The organism is Pseudomonas sp. GYB4201 (genome assembly GCF_056312595.1).
Genome location: NZ_JBWGIG010000011.1, coordinates 79,966 through 100,357 on the forward strand (window position 1 = coordinate 79,966; position 20,392 = coordinate 100,357).

Consider the following 20,392-nt stretch of genomic DNA (forward strand, 5'->3'; position numbering starts at 1 on the left):
CCTCTAAGTGCATCCGCAAAGACCCATGCTCCAAAGCTGCGCATGCCTTGTAAGACTCGAGAGTCACCCTGGCAGCTTTGTCGGCGGGGATTTGCGAAAACGATTGAATGAAAAAAAAGAAACGTTAGGAAGAGTCCGCGGAACGGACGTGCAGTCGAAGTTGTCTTCGGGGGATTGCGCTACCTAAACGTGGCCTGATTAAAGACCGGCGCGCACTATACCTGAAATCGCCGTGCACGTGAGAGTTTTTTATCGTTATCAGACGGCTGAACCCACGATTGTCACAGGCTTTGCGCAACATCGGCCGCGCGTCTATTTTGCTAGAGACCTGCGCGCCCGGCGCCCTGGCTTAATCGTTTCACCCCTTGCCCCCGAGGATGCCGATATGAGCCAACCCTGCCCCGGCCACGTCAGCCGCGAACTGCGTGGCAACGTGATGTTGATCGGCCTGGACCGCGCCGCCAAGCGCAACGCCTTCGACCTGCCCCTGCTGGAACAATTGAGCCTGGCCTACGGCGAGTACGAGCGCGAGCCGGCCGCCCGCGCCGCGGTGCTGTACGGCCACGGCGAGCACTTCAGCGCCGGCCTCGACCTGGCGGCGGTGAACACCGCCTTTGTGCAGGGCTGGAAGCTGCCGGAAGGCGGCCTGGACCCGTGGCGCGTGGGCCTGGGGCCGACCTTGAGCAAACCGCTGATCGTCGCCGCCCAAGGCTATTGCCTGACCATCGGCATCGAGCTGATGCTGGCCGCCGACATCAACCTGTGCGCCAGCAACACGCGCTTCGCGCAGATGGAGGTGCAGCGCGGCCTGTTTCCCTTCGGCGGCGCCACCGTGCGCCTGCAACAGATAGCCGGCTGGGGCAACGCCATGCGCTGGTTGCTGACCGGTGACGAATTCGATGCCCACGAGGCCCTGCGCCTGGGGCTGGTGCAGGAAGTGATGGCCAGCGAGGACCTGCTGCCCAACGCCCTGCACCTGGCCGAACGGATTGCCGCCCAGGCGCCGCTGGGCGTCAAGGCCACCCTGGCCTCGGCACGGCTGGCGGTGCTGGAGGGCGAGGCGGCCAGCGTCGCCACCCTGCACGCCCAGGCGCACCTGCTGCTGGGCAGCGACGACGCCCGCGAGGGGCTGGCGGCGTTTCACGAGCGCCGGCCCGGCACCTTTACCGGGCAGTGACTCAGGAGGCCGGGCGCAGCTGCGCGATCAGCGCCTGCAGCGAGTAGCCCAGGCGCGGCGCCAGGGCATCGGCGCGGGCTTTCAGGCCGTCGAAGTCGAGGTCCTGGTCCAGTTCGGCGGGAATGATCAGGATCACGTTGCCCTCGGTCACCGGCAGCTCCCAATAGTGGCGGTGGTACAGGCCGCGCAGCAGCGCCGCGCCCAACGGCTTGCCGTCATCGCCCGCCCACTGGTTGATGACCAGCCAGCCGCCCGGGTTCAGGCGCTTCTGGCAGTCTTCCAGGAAACGCCAGGCCAGGTGGCCCACGCCCGGGCCGTGATCGGTGTACAGGTCGACGAAAATCAGGTCCGCAGGCTCCGCGGTGGGCAACAGCTCGATGGCGTCGCCAGTGCGGATGTACAGCCGCGGGTCGTCGTCCAGGCCCAGGAACTCGATGGCCAGGCGCGGCACGTCGGGGCGCAGCTCGATGGCCTCGACGTCCTCCAGCGGCAGGAACTTCAGGCACGCCTGGGTCAGGGTACCGGCGCCCAGGCCCAGGAACAGCGCGCTCTCGGGCTGTTCGTGGCACAGCGCGCCAATCAGCATGGCGCGGGTGTAGTCGTACTCCAGCCAGCTGGGGTCGGCGGTGAACACGCAGCTCTGCTCGATGGCATCGCCAAACTCCAGGAAGCGGTAATCCTCCACTTCCAGCACACGGATCATGCCGAACTGATCATGCACTTCGGCCAGCAGACGCTCGACGCGCTCACGGGTTACTTCGGGTTCGTTGTCTTGCACCACGGGCGCTCATCAAGCCTGGAAAAATGCGATTGTCGCATTTATTGGCCCAGCGCACACCGTAGCAGCGGCCCCAGGCCGCGTCACAGGCACCGCGCAGGCCATGGACGCGGCCTTGCGGCCGCTGCTACGGGAGGTGCGTGGTGGTACCATCGACTCACCTATCAACACCTTGAATAAGAGCCTGTCATGAGCCTTCCGTGGAGCCCCGACAGCTGGCGCGCCTTGCCGATCCAGCAACAACCCTTCTACCCCGACGCCAGGCGCCTGGCCCACGTGGAGCAGACCTTGGCCAGCTACCCGCCGCTGGTGTTCGCCGGCGAGGCCCGCGAGCTGCGCCGGCAGTTCGCCGAGGTCACCCAGGGCCGCGCGTTCCTGCTGCAGGGCGGCGACTGCGCGGAAAGCTTCGCCGAGTTCTCGGCGGCGAAGATCCGCGACACCTTCAAGGTGCTGCTGCAGATGGCCATTGTCATGACCTTCGCCGCCGGCTGCCCGGTGGTGAAAGTCGGGCGCATGGCCGGGCAGTTCGCCAAGCCGCGTTCGGCCAATGACGAAACCATCGACGGCGTCACCCTGCCCGCCTACCGCGGCGACATCGTCAACGGCATCGGCTTCGACGAGAAAAGCCGCACCCCCGACCCGGAGCGCCTGCTGCAGGCCTACCACCAGTCCACGGCCAGCCTCAACCTGCTGCGCGCCTTCGCCCAGGGCGGTTTCGCCGACCTGCACCAGGTGCACAAGTGGAACCTGGACTTCATCGCCGAATCGGCGCTGGCGCACAAGTACCACCAGCTGGCCGACCGCATTGACGAGACCCTGGCGTTCATGCGCGCCTGCGGCCTGGACAGCGCACCGCAACTGCGCGAGACCAGCTTCTTCACCGCCCACGAGGCGCTGCTGCTCAACTACGAAGAAGCCTTCGTGCGCCGTGACAGCCTGACCAACGACTACTACGACTGCTCGGCGCACATGCTCTGGATCGGCGACCGCACCCGCCAGCTCGACGGCGCCCACGTGGAGTTCCTGCGCGGGGTGAACAACCCCATCGGCGTCAAGGTCGGCCCGAGCATGCAGCCAGACGAGCTGATCCGCCTGATCGACGCCCTCAACCCGGACAACGACCCCGGCCGCCTGAACCTGATCGCGCGCATGGGCGCCGGCAAGGTCGCCGACCACCTGCCCCGCCTGCTGCGCACGGTGAAGGCCGAGGGCCGCCAGGTGCTGTGGAGTTCCGACCCCATGCACGGCAACACCATCAAGGCCAGCAGCGGCTACAAGACCCGTGACTTCGCACAGATCCTCAGCGAGGTGAAGCAGTTCTTCCAGGCCCACGAGGCCGAGGGCACCTACGCTGGCGGCATCCACATCGAGATGACCGGGCAGAACGTCACCGAATGCATCGGCGGCGCCCGGCCGATCACCGAAGATGGCCTGTCGGACCGCTACCACACCCACTGCGACCCACGGATGAACGCCGACCAGTCGCTGGAACTGGCGTTCATGATTGCCGAGACGCTGAAGCAGGTCCGCCGCTAGATTACCGCCACCGCAGCCCCGTAGCCGCTGCCGCCAGGCTGCGCTGGCCCTTGGGTACACTGAAGATTTTCGGTGTGGCTCAGGTCCAGCGCAGCCTGCGGCAGCGGCTACAGAAATGGCGTATGGCGCTGGCACTCCAGGGTGACCGACGCCAGCCCCAGCCACCCTGCCATCGCCTTCAACTGCCCGGCCAGGGCCGCCAGGCCTTCGGCGTCCAGGCGCCCCTGTTCATCGTGCACCGCCAGCACGCGCAGCTCACCCGTGGCGCGTGCCGCCCGCACGTCCACCCGCGCCACGATCTGCTCGTTGTGCAGGAACGGCAGCACGTAATAGCCGTACACGCGCTTGTGCGACGGCGTGTAGATCTCCAGCCGGTAGCGGAAATCGAACAGCCGCTCGGTGCGGTCGCGCTCCCACACCAGCGAATCGAAAGGCGACAGCAAGGCGCTGGCCGTGACCTGGCGCGGGATGCGCACCTGACGCAGCAGGTACGCCGGCTGCGCCCAGCCCTCTACGCTGCAACGCTGCAGCTGGCGGTCTTCCACCAGCTCGGCCAGGCGCGCGCGGGTGTCGCCAGGCTCCAGGCGAAAGTAATCACGCAGGTCTTTCTCGGTGGCCACGCCCAACGCGGTGGCCGCGTGCAGCAATAGCTGGCGCTGGGCCTGGGCCAGGTCGGGCGCAGGCGCTGCCAGCACCGCCGCCGGGATCACCCGTTCGGGCAAGTCGTAAAGACGCTCGAAGCCACGCCGCCCCGCCACCGTCAGCTCGCCGGCGGCAAACAGCCATTCCAGCGCATGTTTTTCCGCGCTCCAGTCCCACCAGGGCCCGGCGCGCTCCTGGCGGGTGGACAGGCTGCCAGCGCCCAAGGCGCCCTGCTCGCGCACGGCATCCAGCACCCGCGCCAGCACCGGCTTCTGCTCCAGGCCAAAGCGCGCCAGCTGCTTGTAGATGCCCTTGCCCTGGGCAGCCCTGGCCATGCGCCAGGCCATGGCCGGGTAAAGCTCCAGGGGCAGCAGCGAGGCTTCGTGGCCCCAGTATTCGAACAGTTTGCGCTGGCGCCCACGGCCCCAGGCCATGTCATCGAGCATGCCGTGGGAGTAAGGGCCCAGTCGCGAGAACAGCGGCAGGTAATGGGAACGCACCACAGCGTTCACCGAGTCGATCTGCAGCACACCCAGGCGCTGCACCATCTTCAGCAGGTGCCCGGGCCCCAGCGCCGTGCGCAACGGCCGCGGGGCGAACCCCTGGGCGGCCAGCGCGAGGCGCCGGGCCTGGGCAATGGACAATGAGTCGGGCATGCACCACTCCTTGTGAACCTGCCCTACGGTAGCCCTGGCACCGGCGCCTCGCCAGCGCTTATTTCTTCAGTGGATCATCCCAGAACGGCCGTTCGGTCTCGCGACTGACGTCGGCCCGGGACATGCCGATGTCCTTGAGCATGTCGTCACTCATGGCCGCCAATTGCCGACGCTCCCAGGCCAACTGCCGCCAGCGCCGCACACGCTGCAACAGGCCCTGGAACGACACACCGTGGAACGGCACCCGCATCACCAGCACATAACCCTTTTGACCTTTCATCATCCGACCCTCCAGTTGGGGATGACTCAGTGTCGCGCCGGGCTTATGATCAATCCAACGAATGTTTCTTATGCCTAGCATCTCGGAGATTGATGAATGTCCCAGTACCAGAGCATCGACTCAGAGGTGTTGCGCACCTTCGTCGCCATCGCCGATGAGGGCGGCTTTACCCGTGCCGGCGAGCGCGTCAACCGCACCCAGTCGGCGGTGAGCATGCAAATGAAGCGCCTGGAGGAAGACATCCTCCAGCGCCAGCTGTTCGAGCGCGACGGCCGCCAGGTACGCCTGACTGCCGAAGGCCAGATCCTGCTGGGCTATGCGCGGCGCATCCTCAAGCTGCACAGCGAAGTGTTCACCACCCTGCGCGAGCCGCACATGGTCGGCACAGTGCGCATCGGCACGCCGGACGACTACGCCATGCGCTTTCTACCCGGCATCCTCTCGCAGTTCGCCCAGGCCTACCCGCTGGTGCAGGTAGAGGTGCATTGCGAAAGCTCCAAGCAACTGATGCAGCGCCAGGACCTGGACCTGACCATCGTCACCCGCGAGCCCGGCAGCGAGATCGGCCAGATGCTGCGCCACGAACGCTTCGTGTGGGCCCAGGCCATCGGCTTCAACCCCGTGGAGCAGAACCCCATCCCGCTGGCCATGTTCAACAACGACTGCTTCTGCCGCATCTGGGCCTGCAACGCCCTGGACGCGCGGCAAAAGCCCTACCGCATCGCCTACTCCAGCCCCAGCCTGGCGGCGATCATGGCAGTGGTCAGCGCCGGCCTTGCGGTGACCGCGCAGCTGCAGAGCCTGATCACCCCGGACCTGCGCATCCTCGGTGAAGCCGAGGGCCTGCCGCAGCTGCCCATGGCCAGCATCATGCTGCTGCGCAACGACAGCACGCAGAACGCGATCACCGACTGCCTGGCCGACCATATCGCCGAGGGCTTCAAGTTGTAATTTAACGAACTATGGACGCGGTCCGTGGCTCAAACCTTTCAAGAAGCCGCCCATACGGCCATGATGAATTAGCTGGCGCGTTAAACACCTCGACGCTAAATTCGCCCGCTTCAATTGAATCAAGGATCAGCATGAACGCCGACCGCCCCACTTCCAGCGCTGCCGAAGGCCATTGCGACGATCTGCTGCTCGACAGCCAATTGTGCTTTGCCCTGTACTCCACCTCCCTGCTGATGACCAAGGTCTACAAACCGCTGTTGCAAGCCCTGGAGCTCACCTACCCGCAGTACCTGACCATGATGGTGCTGTGGGAAAAGGACGGTTTGACCGTGGGCGAAATCAGCACCCGGCTGCTGACCGACCCCGGTTCGCTGACCCCGCTGCTCAAGCGCCTGGAAGCCGAAGGCCTGCTCAGCCGCACCCGCAGCCGTGAAGACGAGCGCGTGGTGATCGTGCAACTCACCGACCAGGGCCGCGCCCTGCGCGAGAAGGCCAAGACCATCCCCGGCTGCATCCTGGCCGCCACCGGCGAGACCGTGGAACGCCTGAAAAAGCTGCAGGGCGACCTGCTGGAGCTGCGCGGCAACCTGCACGAAAGCCTCTGATCCCCGCCCACGGGTGCGCCGTTCGTCGTGCCCTTCGATTATTTATCTTGCGCGCAAACTATTGGCGCACTAATCTAACCCTGTACCCAGACAACACCCCCAAACATTCAGCCTTGAGGTGTCACCATGCAAACGCTCTATACCGCAACCGTAACTGCTACCGGTGGTCGTGATGGCCGCGCCGTGTCCAGCGACAACATCCTTGACGTGAAACTGGCCACCCCCAAGGCACTGGGCGGCGCCGGCGGCGAAGCCACCAACCCTGAACAGCTGTTCGCCGCCGGCTACTCGGCCTGCTTCATCGGCGCGCTGAAATTCGTCGCCGGCCAGGCCAAGCGCGCCCTGCCCGCCGACACCCGCATCACTGCCGAAGTGGGCATCGGCCAGATCCCTGGCGGTTTCGGCCTGGACATCGACCTGCGCATCAGCCTGCCGGGCCTGGAACAAACCGACGCCCAGGCGCTGGTAGACGCCGCCCACCTGGTGTGCCCGTACTCCAACGCCACCCGCGGCAACGTCGACGTCCGCCTGCACGTCGCGGTGTAAGCCTGCGGCGCACGAATCCCAGGCACAAAAAAGCCCGACTCATGGTCGGGCTTTTTGTTACGCAGGAAGGGCCAGAATTACTTGGCGCGACCTTTGTACGAACCGCCTTCGCGGGTATCGATCTCGATCATGTCGCCGATCTCGATGAAGTCGGCAACGCTCAGCTCGGTGCCGTTCTTCAGTTTGGCAGGCTTCATGACCTTGCCGGAAGTGTCGCCACGAGCCGAACCTTCGGTGTAGTCGATCTGACGCACGATAGTGGTCGGCAGCTCAACGGAAACCAGGCGGCCTTCGAAGAATACGGCTTCGCAGACGTCGGTCATGCCTTCTTCAACGAATGGCAGTACCGATTCGATGTCTTCGGCGTTCAGCTCGTACATGGTGTAGTCAGTGGTGTCCATGAACGTGTAGGAGTCACCGCTGATGAAGGACAGGGTGGCTTCCTTGCGATCCAGGATCACGTCGTCCAGCTTGTCGTCGGCGCTGTAGACGGTTTCAGTCTTGTAGCCGGTCAGCAGGTTCTTCAGCTTGGTCTTCATGATCGCGCTGTTACGGCCCGACTTGGTGAATTCAGCTTTCTGAACCAGCCAAGGGTCGTTGTCGATACGGATCACGGTACCGGGTTTAAGCTCTTTACCAGTTTTCATTGCGAATATCCGAATTTGGATGGATTTACAAAAATCTAGGCCGCGTATCATATCCAATTTCGGTAAAACTGTACCAGCGCCGTCGCAAGATCAGGCTGAGCGGCCTGTTTTTCGCCCCATTGGCGGGCATTGGCGGCCAGCTCCGGCCAGTGTTCCAGCACCCGCCGCCAGCTGTCGGCCATGGCCAGGCCCTGGTTCCAGGCGCGCCACAGGTCGGTCAGCGCCTGCCCCGCCGCCGGGCTCAAGGCCTCGACATAGAGCGCCAGGAAGGCTTCGAGCTTCTCCCAGTGCGCGTACTCTTCCTGTTCATAGATGTGCCACAACAGTGGTTGCCCGGCCCATTGCGCGCGTACGAACGAGTCTTCGCCGCGCACGGCGTTGAAGTCGCAGCTCCACAGCAGCAGGTCGTACTGGTCCTGGCGGACGAACGGCACCACCTGCACGGTCAGGGCGCCACGACGATGCACGGCGCCCACCGCCAGCTCATCTACCGCCAGCCACGCCTGCACGTCCCCCAGCACACGGCCCTGGGGCACCAGCACGTGGGTGGGCGAGGCATCGGCGGCCATGGCGTCGAACCACCCGGCCAGGCTGGCGTTCTCGTAGGCAAACAACGACACCAGCCGGGCGCCTGGTGCCACTGTCACGCCCAGGCTGGCCAGGAACGCGCGGCGCGCCTCGGGGTCGGCCTGGAACGCCTGGCGGCGCGCCAGCAAGCCGCTTTCACGCAACAACCCACCGGTTTTCTCGACAAAGCCGGGAAAGAAGAAATACTTCTGCAAGCGGTCCGGCTGCGGCGATGGCAGGCCATGGCAACCCGACACCCAGCCCTCGGCGCTGAGGTATTCCAGGTTCAGCCACAGGGCAGGTACAACGCGGGCGGCCATGGCCGCGCGATAGTCCGCCGGCAGTTTGCAGCCGAAGGCTTCGATGACCACGTCGGCGGCCTGCACGGCGGGCCACTGCTGCGGCCACTGGCAAATCTCTACGCCTTCGTGGCGTTGGCTGGCCAGGCTCGGCTGCACCGCCGGCCACAGGCGCTCGAAAGATTTCAGGTCGTCGACCCACAGGCGCACGGCCACGTCATGTTCGGCGGCCAGCTGCCGGGCCAGGCGCCAGGTCACGCCGATGTCGCCGAAGTTGTCGACCACACAGCAGAAAATGTCCCAGGAGGCTTTCATGTTCGCTTCCATCACGCCCTCCGGGCAAAATCGGGCATTGTAGAGGCAAAGTCATCGCTCGTGAGACAATCATAACCCTGCCCGCGCCGCCAGGAGGCCCGTCATGCCCTACCGTCCCAATCACCGCCAATTGCTCGTCACCCTCAACCCCGCGCAACTGGTGGGCTGCATTGCCCTGGGTATCTGGCTGGGGTTCCTGGCCATCGCCCTGACCACCTGGCTGGGCTACAAGCTGTTCTTCAACGCGCCGCTGGCCGTGGCCACCCCGGCGCCACCGCCGCCGGCCATGCGCGCCCCGGACGACAGCTCGGCAATGTTCGACCAGTACAAGGACAACCTGCGCCGCCAGGAACAGAGCCAGGGCGACGCGCAGAACCACAGCCAGGACCCCAAGTGCCAGTTCTGGCTGCAGCAGGACCGCACTGCCCCGACCGACAAGAGCCGCACCAATGTACTCAAGTTCTGCAACTGAAATGGACAAGCACGCCCTGCGGCAGGTGATCGTCGAACGCCTGGCGCAAGACTTCGACGTGCTGCAGCGCGCCGCCCAGACCGCCTACGAAACCGCGACCCACGAAGAGAACGTCGCCGAAAACAAATACGACACCCTGGGCCTGGAGGCTTCGTACCTGGCCACCGGGCAGGCGCGGCGCATGGAAGAAATCCGCCAGGCGCAGGGGCTGTACCAGCAGTTGACCCTGCGGGAATACGACGAACAGCGCGGCATCGAAGTCGGCGCGCTGGTGACCCTGGAGGCCGAGAACGGCCAGCTGCAGTGGCTGTTCCTGGGGCCCGAGGCGGCGGGGCTGAAGATCACCCTTAACGGGCGCCTGGTCACCGTCATCACCCCGCGTTCGCCGCTGGGCCAGAGCCTGCTGGGCAAGCGCGAGGATGACGAGGTCAACATCACCGTGGCAGCCGTGCGCCAGGCCTACACCGTCATCCACGTCACATGACCCGTAGCAGCGGCCACCAGGCCGCGTCCCCAGGCACCGCGCTTTTCCAGGTATACCGCGTTGGGGGCGGACGCAGCCTGCGGCAGCTGCTACGGGTCATCCACGCCGCATGCCCCGTAGCAGCGGCCACCAGGCCGCGTCCCCAGGCACCGCGCTTTTCCAGGTATACCACGTTGGGGGCGGACGCGGCCTGCGGCAGCTGCTACGGGTTATCCACGCCGCATGACCCGTAGCAGCGGCCGCCAGGCCGCGTCCCCAAGCACCGCGCTTTTTCAGGTATACCGCGTTGGGGGCGGACGCGGCCTGCGGCAGCTGCTACGGGGCTTTCAAGCGGTGAAACGCTCGGCCAGGCGTTGGGCCGTGAACTGTTCCAGCAAGTAATCAATGAACGCCCGGGTCTTGCCCGGCAGCAATTTATGCTCGGCGTAGTACAGCCAGATATGCCCATCATCCACGTACCAGTCCGGCAACACCCGCTGCAACGTCCCTGCCTGTAGGTACGGCACCGCGAACGGCATGCTCACCAGGGCAATGCCCAAATCCTGCTGCGCCGCCACGCACGCAGCATCGGAATCGCTGAGGGTCATGCGCGCCGGCAAACGCAATTCTGCCTGCGCCTGCTGGCGCCCGGTCAACGGCCAACTGCGCACCCGCCCGGTCTGCGGCGAGCGAATCAGGATGCCGTCCTGCTGCTCCAGGTCTTCGGGGGTGCGCACCGGTCCGCGCCGCGCCAGGTAGCCGGCTGACGCCACCAGCACCCGGTGGGCCGGCGCCAGTTTGCGTGCCACCACGCCCTGGGGTAGCTCGAACCCGCCGCCGATGGCCGCATCGAAGCCCTGCCCAATCAGATCGACCTGGCGGTTGTCGAAATGCCAGTCCGGGGCAATGTCCGGGTAACGGCGCAGAAACTCGCCCAGCAGCGGCACCACGTACAGGCGCCCGAACACCGTGCCCATGCTGACCCGCAAGGTGCCCGCCGGCTGCCCCTGGGCGCCGGCCAGGTTGGCCACCGCATTCTGGATCACCCCGAAACTGGCGCTGACCTCCGCCAGGAAGCGCTGCCCCGCCTCGGTCAGGGTCAAGCGCCGGGTGCTGCGCTGGAACAGGCGCACGCCCATGCGCGCTTCCAGCCGCGCCACGTTCTTGCCCACCGCTGCGGGCGTCAGGTGCAGGCGCCGCGCCGCCTCGGCGAAACTACCCGCTTCGGCGCTGCGGACAAAACACTCTATGCTGCTGAAGGTTTCCATGGCCGCCATTCGATACCGTTGGTTTACACAGCCTATCTCAACCATGGTCTACCGGCAGCATAATCAGCAGTCGATACTGAACCCATCAACCAAGGCATTCCGCCTTGGCAACTGGAGCACCCTCATGTCGAATCAAGCGAAACTCAGCGGCAAAGTGGCCTTGGTACAAGGCGGTTCCCGCGGCATCGGCGCCGCCATCGTCAAGCGCCTGGCCAGCGAAGGCGCTGCCGTGGCCTTCACCTACGTCAGCTCCCAGGCGCCGGCCCAGGCCCTGGCCGACAGCATCACCGCCGAGGGCGGCAAGGCCCTGGCCATCAAGGCCGACAGCGCCGACGCCGACGCCATTCGCGGCGCCGTGGAACAGACCGTGCAAACCTTCGGCCGCCTTGACATCCTGGTCAACAACGCCGGCGTGCTGGCCCTCGGCCCATTGGCCGAGTTCAGCCTGGAAGACTTCGACCGCACCTACGCCGTCAACGTGCGCAGCGTGTTCGTCGCCAGCCAGGCGGCGGCCAGGCACATGGGCGACGGCGGGCGCATCATCAACATCGGCAGCACCAACGCCGACCGCATGCCCTTTGAAGGCGGCGCCGCCTACGCCATGAGCAAATCGGCGCTGGTGGGCCTGGTGAAAGGCCTGGCCCGCGACCTCGGCCCGCGCGGCATCACCATCAACAACGTCCAGCCCGGCCCGGTGGACACCGACATGAACCCGGCCAATGGCGACTTTGCCGACATCATGCTGGGCTTCATGGCGGTGAAACGCTACGGCCATGCCGACGAGATCGCCAGCTTCGTCAGCTACCTGGCCGGCCCGGAAGCGGGCTACATCACTGGCGCCAGCCTGACCATCGACGGTGGCTTCGGCGCCTGATCGGCCAAGGTCTGTTCGAGCATCGCGACAAAGGCCTGGGCGGCCGGGGTCGGGGTGTTCGACCAGATGGCGTAGACGCGGCGCACCGGCGCATCGCTGATCGGCACCGCCACCACCCCTTCGAACCCCTGGGCCACGGCAGCAGGCACCAGCCCTACTGCCAGGCCACGGCGCACGAATTGCTCCACCAGGCGCATGTCGGTGATCTCGAATTGCACCCGATGCGCCAGGTTGGCGGCCGCAAACGTCTCGTCGGTCTGCCGCCGCGCGCCGGTACCCGCCGCAAAATCCACCAACGGCTGATCCGCCAACTGCGCCAACGGCAAGCGCTGCGCGGCCGCCAACGGATGCCCCGGCGCCAGCACCGCCACCAGTTCTTCATCCACCAACGCCCTGAGCGCCACCCCCTCCACTGGCGCACCCGGCCACACGCCGATCATCGCCACGTCCATGCGCCGCCCGCGCACCTCCTCCACCATCCATTCACTGCGCCCCACATTCAGGTGGATATCCACCTGGGGATATTGCTGGTGAAAAGCGGCGATGTGCTCCACCAGGTCCAGGCCGGTCAGCGACGAGATCATGCCCAGGCTCAGCCGGCCGCGCACCTGGCCACAGGCCGCCGCCACGTCGTCGCCAATGCGCCGGGTGGCGTCCAGCGCGGCACGGGCGCTGCGCACGAACGCCTCGCCCGCCGGGGTCAACGCCACCCGCCGCGAGGTGCGCTCGAACAACTGCGCACCCAGCTGGCGCTCCAACCGCGCGATCTGGTGGCTGAGCGCCGACTGCACCGTGTGGCAGCGCGCCGCCGCGCGCGTGAAGCTGCCTTCGTCGGCCACCGCCAGGGCGTATTCGATCTGCTTGAGGTTCATGGCACCCATCTCGTTTCACGATCATTTCGATGACAACAATACATTGGTGTCATGGATAGCCAGTACCGATACTTGCCCCGACTGCCACTGCCTTGGAAAGCCGCCATGTCTTCGCCCCGTGAAAAACCGTTGAGCAGCGCCCTGATCCTGCTGATGGCCATCGCCACCGGCCTTACAGTAGCCAGCAACTATTACGCCCAGCCGTTGCTGCACACCATTGCCCAGCACCTGGGCCTGAGCGCCGCCAGCGCCGGCACCATCGTCATCACCGCGCAGCTGAGCTACGGCGCCGGGCTGTTCCTGCTGGTGCCCCTGGGTGACCTGCTGGAGCAGCGCCGCCTGATCGTCACCATGACCCTGCTCAGCGCCGCCGGGCTGCTGATCAGCGCGTTCGCCCCCAACCTGCCGCTGCTGTTGCTGGGCACCGCCATGACCGGCCTGTTCTCGGTGGTGGCCCAGGTGCTGGTGCCCATGGCCGCCAGCCTGGCGGCACCCGAGCATCGCGGCCGGGTGGTGGGCACGCTGATGAGCGGCCTGCTGCTGGGCATCCTGCTGGCGCGCACGGCGGCCGGGCTGGTGTCTTCACTGGCCGACTGGCGCACCATCTACCTGCTGGCTGCCGCCTTGCTGAGCCTGTGCGCCATTGCCCTGGGGCTGTCGCTACCGCGCCGGCAACAGTCGGCCGGGCTCAGCTACCCGCAACTGCTGGCCTCGGTGCTGACCCTGTTCGTGGAAGAACCGGTGCTGCGCCTGCGCGCCTGGCTGGGCCTGCTGTCGTTCTGCCTGTTCGGCCTGTTCTGGACACCCCTGGCGTTCCTGCTGGCCGCCCCGCCCTACGGCTATTCAGATGCCGCCATCGGCCTGTTTGGCCTGGCGGGTGCCGCCGGCGCCCTGGCGGCCAGCGCTGCCGGCCGCCTGGCCGACCGCGGCAAGGGCAACCTGGCCACCCTCATCGGCCTCGCCGCCCTGCTCGCGGCCTGGCTGCCCCTGGCACTCGCCGGGCAATCACTGTGGGCCCTGCTGGCCGGCGTGCTGATCCTCGACCTGGCCGTGCAACTGACCCACGTCAGCAACCAGAACGCCGTCTACGCCCTGCGCCCCCAGGCGCGCAACCGCCTGAACGCCGGCTACATCACCTGCTACTTCATTGGCGGCGCCATGGGCTCGGCCCTCGGCACGCAATTGTTCGCCCGCTTCGGCTGGCCGGGCATCGTCACCGCAGGCGCCGCCATCAGCCTGCTGGCCCTCGGCCTGTGGCTGTGGCGCAGCAGCCCGAAATCGTCGCCTCTCGTCGCGCGACATTGACTTGCGTCAGCGTTGAGCTATTCCAAAGGTTTGAAAATGAATGCATTCAACCTGGAAATCCCCACCATGAAGCTGACAATAAAAGCCGGTGATTTCTTGCAGTGCGAAGGCGAGTACAGCAATGGATCGCTCACACTCAAGACTGCCAACCACCCTTCCCCCGGGGAACGGATCCCCCTCAACCGCATCAAGAACATCACCGTCGCCAACCACGAGGTCAACCGCAGCCTGGGCGGCGCCATCGGCTGGGGCTTCGCCGGCGCCCTGGTCGCCGGCCCCATCGGGCTGGTGGCAGGCCTGTGGCTGGGCGGCAAGGAAGAACAGGTGACGTTCATCGCCACCTTGAAGGACGGCCGCAAGCTGACGGCGGTGGCGGATAGCCGGACGTTTTCGAAGTTGAATGGGAGGTTGCAGGGGTTGCATGCTTGAAGTGGGTGGTGGCCCCCGTCATTGAGAGGGGGGCTGCTTTCAGGAGTGCAGCGCGGTGAAATGCAGTTTCAATCCCAGTGCCTTGATCACCTTGAGAATGGTACCGAGCTCAGGGTTCCCCTCTCCCGACAACGCGCGATAAAGACTTTCCCGCGAAAGGCCTGCATCCCGCGCTACCTGGGTCATCCCCCTCGCCCGAGCAATAGTGCCCAGCGCCCTGGCAATGAATGCGGGGTCGTCCCCCGCCTCCTCGATACAAGCATCCAGGTAGAAGGCCATGTCTTCCTCGGTCTTGAGGTGCTCTGCCGAGTCCCAGCGAGTAAATGCTTCGGTCATGGGTACAACTCCTTCCAGGTCTTCGCAATGAGCCTGGCCTGTGTGATATCGCGCGCCTGGCTGCTTTTGTCACCACCGCACAGCAACACAATGAACAACTCGCCACGCTGCAGAAAATACAGCCGGTAGCCAGGGCCGTAGTCGATACGAGCTTCATGGATGCCCGCCCCCAGTGATTTCATGTCCCCCATAGCGCCGGAAGCCATGCGATCGATTCGGACCTGGATGCGCGCCCGAGCACGCCGGTCAGCCAGATCATCCAGCCAATGGACGAAGCTGTCGCTTTTGAGAATATCAGTCATGGGCGGACCGTAGCCCAAAGGCTACACCCATTCAATCCTACATCAATACCCAGAAACAAAAAACGCCGATTTCCAGGTGGAAATCGACGCTTAGTCAAAAATGGGGCTCATGCAGGGGAAGAACGTAAGCGATTGCCCGCATCGAAAACCAAGCACAAACAAAAAACCCCTGAAACGTTGCCGTTTCAGGGGTCTCTTGCGTATCGAATATGGCGGTGAAGAAGGGATTCGAACCCTTGATACAGTTTCCTGTATACACACTTTCCAGGCGTGCTCCTTCAGCCACTCGGACACTTCACCGTTTTCTCTTCAAACATGTTCTGTCTGTCGAGGCGCGCTAATGTAGTCGAAAGCTTTTCTGATGGCAAACATTTTTTTCAATTTTTTCATGCAGTTATGCCGATCCGGGGAAAACGGCCTGTGTTCGGGGCAAACCGGCCATGGCGGGCGGGGGTTGCCCGGCCGGTGCGGGTGGCGGCGGCAAGCGTGACTGGCGGGTCAGTCACGGCGCTTTACCTGGCCCTGCGGGCTGGGTAACGTCAGCGGCAAAACCCTAACAAGGAACACCGTCATGAGCGAGTTGATCGATTACCACCTGGAAGATGGCATTGCCACGCTGACGCTGAGCAACGGCAAGGTCAACGCGATTTCCCCGGAGGTCATCGCCGCCTTCAATGCAGCGCTGGACCGTGCCGAGCAGGATCGCGCCGTGGTCATCATCACCGGCCAGCCTGGCATCCTGAGCGGCGGCTATGACCTCAAGGTCATGACCGCCGGCCCGCAGCAGGCCATCGGCCTGGTCACGTCGGGCTCGACCCTGGCGCGCCGGTTGCTGTCGCACCCCTTCCCCGTCGTCGTCGCCTGCCCGGGCCATGCCGTGGCCAAGGGTGCGTTCCTGCTGTTGTCGGTGGATTACCGCATCGGCGTCGAGGGGCCGTTCAGCATTGGCCTGAATGAGGTGCAGATCGGCATGACCATGCACCACGCCGGTATCGAGCTGGCCCGCGACCGCCTGGGCAAGGCGGCTTTCCACCGCTCGGTGATCAATGGCGAGATGTTCACGCCCAAGACCGCCGTGGACGCAGGCTTCCTCGACGTGGTGGTGCCGGCCGAGCAACTGCGCGAGCAGGCGCTGGCGGCGGCGCAGCAATTGAAGAAGATCAACATGAGCGCCCATCGCAAGACCAAGCTGAAAGTACGCAAGGCGCTGCTGGAGTTGCTGGACGACGCGATCATCCGCGACCAGGAGCATTCGGTTACGGCATGAGGTTGAGGTGTGGCCGGACGCGGCCTTGCGACCGCTGCTACGCTGTAGCAGCGGCCGCAGGCCGCGTCAGGGCTATCCATATAGTTAATTGATCCAACCGCAGCCCCGCCCTTAAACTCCAGCGCTCTGCCAAAGGTGAGTCGCTGGATGCTTTTTATCGTTCGCATGTTTCTGATGGGGCTGCATTTCCTTGCAGTGGGTGGCGTGGGCCTGGTGATAGGGCTGTGCCGCCCCTTTCATCCCGACAACAGCCGGGTGTTCGCCCGCCTGTATTCGCGACCGGCCCTCAAGATCCTCGGGGTCGACCTGGACGCCCAGGTGGGCCCGCTGTTCGACCAGCCGCCCGGCTGCGTGATCATCGCCAACCACCAGTCCAACTACGACCTGTTCATGCTTGGCAAAGTGGTGCCACGCCGCACGGTGTGCATCGGCAAGAAGAGCCTGAAGTGGGTGCCGTTCTTCGGCCAGCTGTTCTGGTTGGGCGGCAACGTGCTGATCAACCGCAGCAACGCCTACCAGGCGCGCCGCGCGTTGCAGACCACCACCCGCACCCTGCAGCGCGACACCTCGATCTGGGTGTTCCCCGAAGGCACGCGCAACGCCAGCAACGACCTGCTGCCGTTCAAGAAGGGCGCGTTCCAGATGGCCATCGACGCCGGCGTGCCCATCGTGCCGCTGTGCGTGAGCCGCTACACCCGCAGCGTGCGCCTGAACCGCTGGCGCGCCGGGCGCGTTGCCGTGCGCTCGCTGCCGGCCATTTCCACCCAGGGGCTGACCAGCAAGGACATCCCGGAACTCATGCGCCAGTGCCGCGAACAGATGCAGCAGTGCATCGACGGCCTCGACCAGGACGTGCGCAGCGCTTGAACCCCGCGCCGCTTGCCGACTCTCAACACTGAGGCCAAGCTGCATTCACTGCCACCAGAACAAGAGCCAAACCATGGGTCGAGTCGTTGCCGCGGCGGTCTACAGCGCCGGGAAGAAAGTCGTTGATATCAGCCTTGATCAAGGCGCTGCCTGGGCCAAGAAGCCCGGGCACTTCGTGTGGATCGGGCTGGAACAGCCCAATGCCGCGGAACTGGCCAACCTGCAGCGCCAGTTCGGCCTGCACGAACTGGCCATAGAAGACGCGCTGGAAAAACACAGCCGGCCGAAGCTGGAAACCTTCGGCGACGCGCTGTTCATCGTCACCTATTCGCCGGTGCGCCAGGACGGCAAGCTGGAGTTCATCGAAACCCACATTTTTGCCGGCAAGGGCTACATCATCACCGCCCGCAACGGCCACTCGGCGTCGTACTCGCTGGTGCGCCAGCGCTGCGAGGCGCGGCCGTTGCTGCTGGAGCACGGCGAGGACTTCGTGCTGTATGCCCTGCTGGACTTCGTCACCGAGAACTACCAGCCGGTGAGCGAGGCCATCCACGCCGAGATCGAGCAGATCGAGGCCGCGGTGCTCGCCGACTGCCTGCGCGAGGCCGACGTGCAGCGCCTGCACAGCCTGCGTCGGGAGCTGCTGCGCCTGCGCCGCTACGTGGCGCCCATGGTGGAGATCAGCGAGGAACTGCAGCGCCTGGACTTCCCGTTCATCGACCGGAACATGCGCCCTTACTTCCGCGACGTGGAGATCCACGTGACGCGCCAGATGGAAGACCTGGGCACCATGCGCGACATCGCCAGCCAGACCATCGAGGTGGGCATGCTGCTGGAGTCGTCGCGGCAAAGCATCGTGCAGCGCAAGTTCGCCGCCTGGGCGGCGATCCTGGCGTTTCCCACGGCGGTGGCGGGCATCTACGGAATGAACTTCCAGAACATGCCGGAGCTGCACTGGCAGTACGGCTACTTCGTGGTGCTGGGGGCGATTGCGGTGGGGTGTGGGGCGTTGTACGCCAGCTTCAAGCGTTCTGGCTGGCTATAGAAGCCGCGCGCTCTGCGTAGCCGCTGCCGCAGGCTGCGCTGGCCCTGTGCCTCGCTGGAGATCTTCAGCGTACTCAGAAGCCAGCGCAGCCTGCGGCAGCGGCTACGCATGGGTGGGGGATCGTAACGTTAGCGGCCCTGCGCGACGAAGCGCATCATCCATTCGCCTACCAGGGTCCCCTGGTGTTCGCGCGCCAGGCTAGCCACGGCTTTGCCGTGCACTTCTTCACCCAAGCTTTGCACGCGCAGGTCAAGCAGCGCGCGGGAATAGTCGTGCATGAACTCCGGGTGGCCCTGGAAGCACAGCACCTGGTCACCGATATGGTAGGCGGCGTTCGGGCAGAACGCGCTGGAGGCCACCACGGTGGCGCCTTCGGGCAGCGCGGTAACCTGGTCCTGGTGGCTGATCAACAGCGCCAGCTCGCTGGCGGGCGGGTTCATCCACTCGGCGGTAGTGTCCACCTGGTAGTCATGTACGCCCACGCCCCAGCCCTGGTTGGCTCGCTCAGCATGGCCGCCCAGCAGCAGCGCCAGCAGTTGGTGGCCGAAGCACACGCCCAGCAGCTTGTCACCGCGCTTGTAACGGTCCAGCAGGAAAGTCTTGAGGGTCTGGATCCAAGGGTCGGTGCCGAAGGAGTCGGCCTTGCTGCCGGTGACCAGGTAGGCGTCGAACACCTCGCCCCCGGGCGGGTACTCGCCGTTCAGCACGTTATAGATGGAAAACTGCGCGGCAACGGGCTGGCGCGCGAACAGCTGTTCGAACATCCGGCCGTAGCCCTGGTATTGCTCGACCAGCTCAGGCCGCAGGACATCGGTTTCCAGGATGCAGATGCGTAACGACATAGAAAGAATACCCGACACGATTAGAGGCAACAGTGCACGGCGCTGAGACTGCGCGAATCGACGCAGCCTTGCAAGACCATGAAGGCTGATCACCGCGCTTTTTGTACCGTTGGGCGGCGCCTGACGAACGGTGGGGAGCCACCAAACCTGACTTCGGAGGCAGGCAGCCTCTCTAGCATGGGTATCAAGCAGATGTTCAGGCCACTGCTAGACAAATTGGCGATTGTTTATCGCATAAGCCAGACCAAAGCGTTCTAAGCCACCGCCTTCCCGGGCCCTACTGTTAGAAATATCGCTTCAGCTGCCCGAGGCCTTTTTCGAGCACGCCGGGCGATCGCGGTAAAGGTGCACGTCTTCGCCCGGCCCCAAGGCCCGCAGTCGGCGCAAAGGAAGAATAACAAGAAGGCAGCCAACCATGTTCAAACACGACAAAGTACGCCAGGCGGGCATTATCGTCGCCATCACCACCCTGCTACTCATCCTCCCCAACCTCACCCGGTTGTTCGGCTGAACACAACCGACCGGTTGCCGAATAAAATTTGCCACCCGTTGCTACCGGGCGCTGCGCATCTGTGCCAATCTTCAGGTTGAATTCCTGGAGATTGGCCCATGCGCAGATGGATTGCCCCCTTTTCCCTTTCACTGCTGATCAGCACCCAGGCCCACGCCTACGTCGACATTGACGAGGCGGTGGACCAGATCGGAAATGGCGTGATGATTCTCGATGTGCGCACCGATGACCAGTACTCTGCTGGCCACATCAATAATGCGCTGCAAGTCGACATGTCGCTGCGCCCGCTCTCCTCCAGCGACACCGACGCCCGCGGCCTGGCCTACCAGCTGGGCAAGGCGATCCAGAACAAGGCCCAGGTCGTGGTGCTGTACAGCGACACCGACGCGAACGCCAACAAGGCGGAAGCGGCGCTGAAGAAAGCCGGGTTCCTGGCCATCGTCAACGGCGGCAATTACATGGACTTGAACTCGGCGCTGTTCCGGCTGTGCCAGAAGGACAGTTTCTACTGCTGAGGCGGGCGGGATCAGCGGAATTGGC

General features: G+C 64.9%; 24 protein-coding genes and 1 tRNA gene. 14 read left to right on the forward strand and 11 right to left on the reverse strand.

From position 1 onward, the window contains the following. Positions 1-385 precede the first annotated feature (385 nt). Positions 386-1,177 carry a crotonase/enoyl-CoA hydratase family protein gene (locus tag AC0Z2B_RS12805; protein ID WP_416423113.1) on the forward strand — a complete coding sequence of 264 codons (792 nt, stop codon included), beginning with the start codon at positions 386-388 and terminating at the stop codon, positions 1,175-1,177. A 1-nt stretch (position 1,178) separates the two neighbouring features. Here the strand turns inward: AC0Z2B_RS12805 and AC0Z2B_RS12810 are convergent, their stop codons facing one another. Continuing rightward, positions 1,179-1,880: a spermidine synthase gene (locus AC0Z2B_RS12810; protein WP_476297194.1), complete on the reverse strand. Its 702-nt coding sequence runs from the start codon at positions 1,878-1,880 to the stop codon at positions 1,179-1,181. A 264-nt stretch (positions 1,881-2,144) separates the two neighbouring features. On the opposite strand from AC0Z2B_RS12810, the gene AC0Z2B_RS12815 reads away from it, so the two are divergent. Continuing rightward, positions 2,145-3,491, forward strand: a complete 1,347-nt coding sequence (locus AC0Z2B_RS12815; RefSeq protein ID WP_476297034.1) for a class II 3-deoxy-7-phosphoheptulonate synthase — start codon at positions 2,145-2,147, stop codon at positions 3,489-3,491. A 107-nt stretch (positions 3,492-3,598) separates the two neighbouring features. Here AC0Z2B_RS12815 and AC0Z2B_RS12820 read toward each other — a convergent pair whose 3' ends face one another. Next, the gene (locus AC0Z2B_RS12820; RefSeq protein ID WP_476297036.1) at positions 3,599-4,789 is read right to left on the reverse strand and encodes a winged helix-turn-helix domain-containing protein; all 1,191 of its coding nucleotides are present in this window, start codon (positions 4,787-4,789) and stop codon (positions 3,599-3,601) included. 58 nt (positions 4,790-4,847) lie between these two features. Next, positions 4,848-5,069, reverse strand: a complete 222-nt coding sequence (locus AC0Z2B_RS12825) for a DUF1127 domain-containing protein (RefSeq protein WP_416427557.1) — start codon at positions 5,067-5,069, stop codon at positions 4,848-4,850. A gap of 96 nt (positions 5,070-5,165) precedes the next feature. Between AC0Z2B_RS12825 and AC0Z2B_RS12830 the strand changes: the two genes are divergently transcribed. From AC0Z2B_RS12830 to AC0Z2B_RS12840, 3 genes are all read left to right on the forward strand, one after another. Then, positions 5,166-6,020 carry a LysR family transcriptional regulator gene (locus AC0Z2B_RS12830; RefSeq protein WP_416423110.1) on the forward strand — a complete coding sequence of 285 codons (855 nt, stop codon included), beginning with the start codon at positions 5,166-5,168 and terminating at the stop codon, positions 6,018-6,020. A gap of 131 nt (positions 6,021-6,151) precedes the next feature. Next, positions 6,152-6,625: a MarR family winged helix-turn-helix transcriptional regulator gene (locus AC0Z2B_RS12835; protein WP_416423109.1), complete on the forward strand. Its 474-nt coding sequence runs from the start codon at positions 6,152-6,154 to the stop codon at positions 6,623-6,625. A gap of 126 nt (positions 6,626-6,751) precedes the next feature. After that, positions 6,752-7,171: an organic hydroperoxide resistance protein gene (locus AC0Z2B_RS12840; protein WP_476297038.1), complete on the forward strand. Its 420-nt coding sequence runs from the start codon at positions 6,752-6,754 to the stop codon at positions 7,169-7,171. A gap of 77 nt (positions 7,172-7,248) precedes the next feature. Here AC0Z2B_RS12840 and AC0Z2B_RS12845 read toward each other — a convergent pair whose 3' ends face one another. Both AC0Z2B_RS12845 and earP read right to left on the reverse strand, forming a co-directional pair. Then, positions 7,249-7,818 (reverse strand): elongation factor P, encoded by a 570-nt coding sequence (locus AC0Z2B_RS12845; RefSeq protein WP_008370499.1) that lies wholly within the window; start codon positions 7,816-7,818, stop codon positions 7,249-7,251. A 47-nt stretch (positions 7,819-7,865) separates the two neighbouring features. After that, a complete protein-coding gene (earP, locus tag AC0Z2B_RS12850; protein WP_476297040.1) occupies positions 7,866-8,999 on the reverse strand; it encodes an elongation factor P maturation arginine rhamnosyltransferase EarP in 1,134 nt (377 codons plus the stop codon). 103 nt (positions 9,000-9,102) lie between these two features. On the opposite strand from earP, the gene AC0Z2B_RS12855 reads away from it, so the two are divergent. Both AC0Z2B_RS12855 and AC0Z2B_RS12860 read left to right on the forward strand, forming a co-directional pair. Next, positions 9,103-9,471, forward strand: coding sequence for a hypothetical protein (locus AC0Z2B_RS12855; RefSeq protein WP_416423106.1), 369 nt, complete (start codon positions 9,103-9,105; stop codon positions 9,469-9,471). 1 nt (position 9,472) lies between these two features. Next, positions 9,473-9,955 carry a GreA/GreB family elongation factor gene (locus tag AC0Z2B_RS12860; RefSeq protein ID WP_476297042.1) on the forward strand — a complete coding sequence of 161 codons (483 nt, stop codon included), beginning with the start codon at positions 9,473-9,475 and terminating at the stop codon, positions 9,953-9,955. Between the two features lie 326 nt (positions 9,956-10,281). On the opposite strand, the gene AC0Z2B_RS12865 is transcribed toward AC0Z2B_RS12860, so the two are convergent. After that, on the reverse strand, positions 10,282-11,202 hold the full coding sequence (locus AC0Z2B_RS12865; RefSeq protein WP_416423104.1) for a LysR family transcriptional regulator: 921 nt from the start codon (positions 11,200-11,202) through the stop codon (positions 10,282-10,284). Between the two features lie 124 nt (positions 11,203-11,326). On the opposite strand from AC0Z2B_RS12865, the gene AC0Z2B_RS12870 reads away from it, so the two are divergent. Continuing rightward, the gene (locus AC0Z2B_RS12870) at positions 11,327-12,076 is read left to right on the forward strand and encodes a 3-oxoacyl-ACP reductase family protein (protein ID WP_476297044.1); all 750 of its coding nucleotides are present in this window, start codon (positions 11,327-11,329) and stop codon (positions 12,074-12,076) included. Here the strand turns inward: AC0Z2B_RS12870 and AC0Z2B_RS12875 are convergent. Further along, entirely contained in the window at positions 12,028-12,948 is a 921-nt protein-coding gene (locus AC0Z2B_RS12875) for a LysR family transcriptional regulator (RefSeq protein ID WP_476297046.1), read from the reverse strand. The genes AC0Z2B_RS12870 and AC0Z2B_RS12875 overlap by 49 nt on opposite strands. 105 nt (positions 12,949-13,053) lie before the next feature. Between AC0Z2B_RS12875 and AC0Z2B_RS12880 the strand changes: the two genes are divergently transcribed. Both AC0Z2B_RS12880 and AC0Z2B_RS12885 read left to right on the forward strand, forming a co-directional pair. Continuing rightward, a complete protein-coding gene (locus AC0Z2B_RS12880; protein WP_476297048.1) occupies positions 13,054-14,253 on the forward strand; it encodes an MFS transporter in 1,200 nt (399 codons plus the stop codon). 36 nt (positions 14,254-14,289) lie between these two features. Next, positions 14,290-14,682 (forward strand): hypothetical protein, encoded by a 393-nt coding sequence (locus tag AC0Z2B_RS12885; protein ID WP_416423100.1) that lies wholly within the window; start codon positions 14,290-14,292, stop codon positions 14,680-14,682. Between the two features lie 39 nt (positions 14,683-14,721). On the opposite strand, the gene AC0Z2B_RS12890 is transcribed toward AC0Z2B_RS12885, so the two are convergent. From AC0Z2B_RS12890 to AC0Z2B_RS12900, 3 genes are all read right to left on the reverse strand, one after another. Next, positions 14,722-15,018: an addiction module antidote protein gene (locus AC0Z2B_RS12890; protein WP_476297050.1), complete on the reverse strand. Its 297-nt coding sequence runs from the start codon at positions 15,016-15,018 to the stop codon at positions 14,722-14,724. Continuing rightward, on the reverse strand, positions 15,015-15,320 hold the full coding sequence (locus AC0Z2B_RS12895; RefSeq protein ID WP_476297052.1) for a type II toxin-antitoxin system RelE/ParE family toxin: 306 nt from the start codon (positions 15,318-15,320) through the stop codon (positions 15,015-15,017). Before AC0Z2B_RS12895 ends, AC0Z2B_RS12890 begins: the two co-directional genes overlap by 4 nt. A gap of 210 nt (positions 15,321-15,530) precedes the next feature. Continuing rightward, positions 15,531-15,620 (reverse strand) — tRNA-Ser (locus tag AC0Z2B_RS12900). 271 nt (positions 15,621-15,891) lie between these two features. Between AC0Z2B_RS12900 and AC0Z2B_RS12905 the strand changes: the two genes are divergently transcribed. From AC0Z2B_RS12905 to AC0Z2B_RS12915, 3 genes are all read left to right on the forward strand, one after another. Further along, positions 15,892-16,587, forward strand: a complete 696-nt coding sequence (locus AC0Z2B_RS12905) for a crotonase/enoyl-CoA hydratase family protein (RefSeq protein ID WP_416423098.1) — start codon at positions 15,892-15,894, stop codon at positions 16,585-16,587. A 147-nt stretch (positions 16,588-16,734) separates the two neighbouring features. Beyond that, positions 16,735-17,454: a lysophospholipid acyltransferase family protein gene (locus AC0Z2B_RS12910; protein WP_476297054.1), complete on the forward strand. Its 720-nt coding sequence runs from the start codon at positions 16,735-16,737 to the stop codon at positions 17,452-17,454. Positions 17,455-17,527: 73 nt separating this feature from the next. Next, positions 17,528-18,499 (forward strand): magnesium and cobalt transport protein CorA, encoded by a 972-nt coding sequence (locus AC0Z2B_RS12915; protein ID WP_416423096.1) that lies wholly within the window; start codon positions 17,528-17,530, stop codon positions 18,497-18,499. Positions 18,500-18,627: 128 nt separating this feature from the next. On the opposite strand, the gene AC0Z2B_RS12920 is transcribed toward AC0Z2B_RS12915, so the two are convergent. After that, a complete protein-coding gene (locus AC0Z2B_RS12920; protein WP_476297056.1) occupies positions 18,628-19,341 on the reverse strand; it encodes an amidotransferase in 714 nt (237 codons plus the stop codon). A 609-nt stretch (positions 19,342-19,950) separates the two neighbouring features. Between AC0Z2B_RS12920 and AC0Z2B_RS12925 the strand changes: the two genes are divergently transcribed. Beyond that, the gene (locus AC0Z2B_RS12925) at positions 19,951-20,367 is read left to right on the forward strand and encodes a rhodanese-like domain-containing protein (RefSeq protein WP_416423094.1); all 417 of its coding nucleotides are present in this window, start codon (positions 19,951-19,953) and stop codon (positions 20,365-20,367) included. Positions 20,368-20,392: the final 25 nt, after the last annotated feature.